This is a genomic window from Aestuariivita sp. (assembly GCF_049276915.1).
In the GTDB taxonomy this organism is placed as follows: Bacteria; Pseudomonadota; Alphaproteobacteria; order Rhodobacterales; family Rhodobacteraceae; genus Aestuariivita.
Genome location: NZ_JBASXK010000017.1, coordinates 1 through 5,658 on the forward strand (window position 1 = coordinate 1; position 5,658 = coordinate 5,658).

At 56.9% G+C, this 5,658-nt stretch carries 6 protein-coding genes; all 6 read right to left on the reverse strand.

Annotated features, from left to right (window positions below; genetic code table 11):
* Window positions 1-375: 375 nt before the first annotated feature.
* The 6 genes from WAO69_RS01590 to gph all read right to left on the reverse strand — a co-directional run bounded on the left by WAO69_RS01590 (window position 376) and on the right by gph (window position 5,558).
* Window positions 376-1,176, reverse strand: a complete 801-nt coding sequence (locus tag WAO69_RS01590; protein ID WP_422176064.1) for an HAD-IIA family hydrolase — start codon at window positions 1,174-1,176, stop codon at window positions 376-378.
* An 89-nt stretch (window positions 1,177-1,265) separates the two neighbouring features.
* Entirely contained in the window at window positions 1,266-2,081 is an 816-nt protein-coding gene (gene phnE, locus WAO69_RS01595) for a phosphonate ABC transporter, permease protein PhnE (protein ID WP_422176066.1), read from the reverse strand.
* On the reverse strand, window positions 2,081-2,890 hold the full coding sequence (gene phnE / locus WAO69_RS01600) for a phosphonate ABC transporter, permease protein PhnE (RefSeq protein ID WP_108839275.1): 810 nt from the start codon (window positions 2,888-2,890) through the stop codon (window positions 2,081-2,083). Before phnE (WAO69_RS01600) ends, phnE (WAO69_RS01595) begins: the two co-directional genes overlap by 1 nt.
* Complete coding sequence (gene phnC, locus WAO69_RS01605; protein WP_108839276.1) at window positions 2,887-3,675, reverse strand: phosphonate ABC transporter ATP-binding protein; 789 nt, start codon at window positions 3,673-3,675, stop codon at window positions 2,887-2,889. The genes phnE (WAO69_RS01600) and phnC overlap by 4 nt, the downstream gene beginning before the upstream one ends.
* Window positions 3,676-3,741: 66 nt before the next feature.
* A complete protein-coding gene (gene phnD / locus WAO69_RS01610; RefSeq protein ID WP_413834060.1) occupies window positions 3,742-4,716 on the reverse strand; it encodes a phosphate/phosphite/phosphonate ABC transporter substrate-binding protein in 975 nt (324 codons plus the stop codon).
* A gap of 71 nt (window positions 4,717-4,787) precedes the next feature.
* Window positions 4,788-5,558, reverse strand: coding sequence for a phosphoglycolate phosphatase (gene gph, locus WAO69_RS01615; protein WP_422176069.1), 771 nt, complete (start codon window positions 5,556-5,558; stop codon window positions 4,788-4,790).
* Between the last annotated feature and the right edge of the window lie 100 nt (window positions 5,559-5,658).

Consider the following 5,658-nt stretch of genomic DNA (forward strand, 5'->3'; position numbering starts at 1 on the left):
CGGTCATAACGTGCAGCCTTTGGGCCGATCAGACCGGAGCTTCGCGCAGGCCCAGTTGAGTGGCCGATGTGCGGACTTTTCAGACCATCTTTCTATTTAGCACAACTGGTGCTTTCGGTCCGATGCAGCCATTAAACAGACACAGAGAAGTTGCGGCGCGGCTCGTCATTCCTACCGCTAATCACCAACTAAATGACGTTATGCTATAAAACGCAGCTAAAAATTTTACCTCTGCTCTCTCCTCAGGACAGCACTCTGCCTTCCTTGGCATCCAAACGCATCACAAGGATCAGGGGGTGCAACTATTTTCATGGCCAGATGTTGCCGCGAAATGTCAGCAAGGTTGGCGATCGAGAAAAATAAACCAAAAAGCAGTCAGGGTCGCTCGAGGATGTAGTCCGGCTGGATTCCGGACGCTTTGGTCGGGCCAATGACATCGTGACCTGCGAAAAAACCGTATCCGGAGATCAGCGCTGTTCTGAGGCCTGCCGCCTGCCCACCAAGAATATCTGTATGAAGACTGTCACCGACCATGACGGTGCGGTCCGGGTCAAAGCTGCCCAATCTTGCAAATACCAGATCAAAAATGTTCTTGAAGGGTTTGCCAAAAAAGCGCGGTTCAACGCCTGTAGCATCGCCAAGTCGGTGCGCAAAGCTGCCGGGTTCAGTCGAAAACCCTTTTTCGCGGGGGGCCACGATATCTGGATTGCCGACGAGGACAGGGCGCGGGTTTCTTATGAGCGAGGCCGCAAGCAGTGCCTGTCGCTGCTCGGTCCAGACGGCGCTTCCCATCAGGATGTACCCCTCCGCCGCGTCATAGGCTGAGGGGTCTTCCGCCAGATAGGTGATGTCGAGATGTTCGAGGTCTTCCCGCCCCAAGCTTTCAGTCGCCATAAGGCCCCACCGGGTCGCGGACATGTCGCCAAGCCCGGCGAGTGCTGCCTTGCGGCTTGTTATCACGTCGTCCGGATCGAAATCATACCCAAGGCGCGCGTACTTTCGCATCAGATTGGAATGCGGAAACCCGGCGGCATTGGATACCACGATCACACGCTTGCCCGCCTTTTGCAGCCCTGCGACGCGCTCCGGCACGCCGGGAATGGCGGTCTCACCGATGTTCAGCACGCCAAAGGCATCGAGCAGAAACACGTCCATCTCATCTGCGATGGCATCCATGTTAGGACGCCTCACGCATGCAGCGGGGCGCGTGACGGCGGGAAGCCGATGGCGCACGCGCTCATAGGTCGCAAAGGCTTCTTCCATCTTCAAATGATTGCGCCCCGCACCTTGGCGGACACCCACTCCGAGATGACAACTGCGGCGAGGATCACCAGCAAGATGAGCGACACTTGCGGCCATGCCAACACGTTGAGCGAGGACGAAAGCTGCAACCCGATGCCGCCCGCGCCCACGAGGCCGAGGACGGTGCTTTCGCGGATGTTGATGTCCCAGCGGAACACGGCGATACCAGCGAATGCGGGCAGGATTTGCGGCACGATGCCATAGGCCATCACCTGCCAGCGCGACGCGCCCGTGGCGGTGATCGCCTCGACTTGGGTCTCGTCGATTTCTTCGATGGCCTCGTACAACAGCTTGGCGCAGAACCCGATCGAACGGATCGCAATGGCGATGACTCCGGCAAAGACCCCCGGGCCGATAATGGCGATCAGCAGCAACGCCCAGATGAGCGAGTTGATCGATCTGGTTGAGACGATGATCAGAAGGGCAATGGGGCGGATGAAAAATTTGGACGGTGTCGTATTGCTCGCGGCCAGAAAGGCGACCGGCACGGCGAGGATCAGTGCAAAAATTGTGCCCAGCGTCGCGATGTTGAGGGTGTCCCAGATCGGCTTGCCCAATTGGGTGATGTATTCCCATCGGGGCGGTGTCGCGCGGGTCCAGATGTCATTCGCAATACGCGGCGCATCCCAGACGAAAAACCACGTTGTCGCCTCGGAAATCTGCTGCCAGCAATAGGCAAATATCGCCACGCCGATCAGCCACATGACCCAATGCCCAAGGCTCTCGCGGCTGGTGCGCCGTTGCCAAGCCTGTTGTCCTTTCAGATCCTTGACCGGCATTATTGCACCCTCTCGCGGATGATGCCGGATATGTATTCAAGCGCCATCACGATCAGGATGATCATCAACAGGATCGCCGCTGCGGTGTCGTATTCGTAGCGGTCGAACGCTGTGTTCAGGGTCGCGCCGATGCCGCCTGCACCCACGAGGCCCAAAATGGCGCTTTCTCGAAAGTTGATGTCCACACGGTATATCGACAGACCAATAAGCCGCGGCATGACCTGTGGCTGCACACCGTAATTGATCCATTGCGTCCACTTGGCCCCAGAGGCCTTGATCGCCTCTGCCTGAACACGGTCCATGCTTTCGATATCTTCGGCAAGCAGTTTGGACAAAAAGCCGATGGTCGCAAAACTGAGTGTCAGGAACCCGGCGAGTGGGCCAAACCCAAAGATCGCCACGAGCAGAATGGCCACGATGATCTCTTGCAATGCACGGCTGACCGCGATGATCGCGCGGCAGATCAGGTAGATCGGTAAAGGGGCGATGTTGCGCGCCGCCCCCAGTGCAATCGGGATCGAAATGATGATGCCCACGACAGACGAGGCGACGGTCATAATAATGCTCTCGATCATGCCTTCCCAGATGTCGCTTGAGCGGGACGTGAAATCAGGGCTTGTGAAGGCGAGGACAAATTGCTTGCCGCGTTCCAACCCCTCGTAGACCCTTGCCCAGTTGACGTCGATGGTCATGTAGGCGGCGACCAGATAGGCCGCAAATCCAAGGATCAAAGCCCACCGCAACCATGCGCGCTGCACGAAGGGTGGCTTTTTCCACGGCTTGCCGATGCGTGTGTCCAGCGCGCTCATTCCGCGGCCTCGCTGTCGTCATCGACCTTTTCAATCGTCGCTTCCCAGTCTTCTTCGCCGTAGATGTTGGTCAGCACGTCGGGCGTCAGACCTTCGGGCAGGCCATCAAATTCAATAGCCCCAAAACGCAGGCCGATCACCCGTTGGACGAACATCTGCGCAAGTGCCACGTCGTGGATGTTGATAATCGCTGCCAAGCCACGCTCTTTACACAGCTCACAGATCAACCGCATGATTTGACGGGACGTCTTGGGGTCAAGCGAGGCGGTTGGCTCGTCCACGAGCAACAACGCCGGGTCTTGGATAAGGGCGCGGCAGATGCCGACCCGCTGACGCTGTCCACCTGACAATTCGTCCGCGCGCTTGTCTGCCATATGCGCAAGCCCAACGCGGTCCAACAAGCGAAACGCTTCGTCCACGTCCGATTGCGGAAACCTGCGCAGAAAGCTGCGCCAGAACCCGACATAACCCAAGCGACCGGACAGCACGTTTTCCATCACCGTCAGACGTTCAACCAGCGCATATTCCTGAAAGATCATGCCCATACGCCGCCGTTCGCGCCGCAACGCACCAGAAGACAGTCCAGTCAGCTCGACATCACCCAGATAAACGTTGCCTGACGTCGGCTCGACTAACCGGTTGATGCAGCGGATAAGCGTGGACTTACCGGCCCCAGATGGCCCAATCAGGGCCAGAACCTGACCCTCGGGCACGTCCAAATCGACCGCCTTCAAGGCCTGATCGCCTGTCTTATATGTCTTCACAAGCTTCTCAAGCCGCAGCATGAAAGCCTCCCCGCCCCAGTTTTTCTAATTGGAAAGGGCGGACCAAAAGGCCCGCCCGATCAGAGTTTATTCGCAAGCGTAGCTGACGCCGTTTGCAGCATCGATCTTGCGGATCACGTCCCAGAATTCCTGATAGGTCATCGGCAGGAACTGGCCTTCATTCGACTTTTCGAACTCGGCTTGCAGCGATGTGCCTTCCCATTCAAAGTTGAAGAACGCGTTGCGAATGCTTTCTTTCAACTCAGGCGTCAGGTTGTGCGCTGTTCCAAAGCCTGTTGTCGGGAAGGTTTGCGATTTGTAGATCGTCACAACCTGATCTTCGGTGATAACATCGCGGCTGAGCATCCGTGCCTTCACCGAGTTGGCGATAGACGCCGCCATATAGTCCTTGTTGGCCACACCGAGGATAGAGTTGTCGTGCTTGCCCGAATAGACCGGTTCAAAGTCCCGCTCGGGCAGCATGTCAAAATCGCCCTTCAGGATCGCGGATGGTGCTTTGAAGCCCGAATTCGACGTGGGCGAGGTGAAGGCGAGTTGCTTGCCCTTGATGTCCTCGACCTTTTCGATGCCCGATCCAGGATAGGTGATGATCTCCATTTCATATCCAAAATTACCGTCTTTCGAGGCCATGATGGTGAACGGGTTAAAGCCCGCACAGTTCACCGCCAGCGGGTTCGACCCGGTGTTGAAGCCCGCAATGTGCAGACGTCCCGAGCGCATCGCTTCGATTTGAGCTGCGTTGTTTTGCACGGGGAAGAACACGACCGATTTGCCGGTTTCCGCTTCGAGGTGGGTCAGAAAATCAGACCACGCTTCCTTGTAAACCGCCGGATCTTCGACCGGGGTATAGGCAAAGATCAGAGTATCCGGATCAACCAGATCAGCCGGATCGGTTGGCGTGTCCGCAATCAGATCGCCGTCAACGTCACAAAAGCGCGTGTCCAGATCGCCGCGCGGACAATCCTGCGCCGCCACCGGACCCGCCAGTGACAGGGCAACAGCCATAGCTGCGCCAGACAAAAGTGTATTCATTAGTTTCATGTAAGTGTCCTCCCAGATGCCAGAGGCTAACCGGAACAGACAAATTTACAAGCCGGATTCATGACCTTGTTTCAACTGACGGCAATGCCGTGCGCCGCCCAACTGGAAAACCGGTCACGGCTCGGCAGATCGGGCAAAGCCGCGTTTAGGTATCCTTCGGAAAACAGACGAAACGGGATGTCGGCGTTGCGGGCAGTATTGTAGTCGATGGCGCTGTCCCCGACATACAGGACCTGTGCCGGGCGGACGCCAAGCAGATCACAACATCTCAAGAGCGAGTCTGGGTCCGGCTTTTTGGGCTGGCCCGGCATAGCTCCCTCGATCACCTCGAAAAATCGGCTGAGGTCCAAGAGATCACAAATTTGCCGCGCAGGCCCCGCAGGCTTGTTTGTGCATATGCCTAGCGGGACACCCGCCGCACAAAAACCCTTGAGGGCTGCAACCACGCCCGGATAGGGCCGCGTCAGCGTCGTCATATCCGCCGCGTATGCTTCCAAAAACAGGGCGTGAGCAGTTTGCTGGCTCTCAACGTCACAGCCACCGGTCGCGGTGAGGCAGCGTTCAACTAGCACCTCAACACCATTCCCGATGAATGAGATGATTGTCGGCAGATCAAGCGTGTCTCTGCCAATACCCACAAGCATGACATTTGCAGCTGCATGCAGATCCGGCGCGCTATGAATCAGCGTGCCGTCCAAATCGAACACAATTGCTTTAGGGTCTTTCATTTCAAAGTCACGACCTAGTGGAATTTGTCTACACAATGGAGCACTTCCACGCTGCGGGCCATACTTCACCGGCTTTTCACGCCACAAATCTGAGCGGCCATAGCGTCGCAGCAAGTCAGTTTACTCTTTGACCTAAGCAACATCTCAGCGAATGGCAGCAATAGGTTTTCTTCGGTCATTGGTCGGCGAAGCAGCAACGAGCATTCTGGGCTCT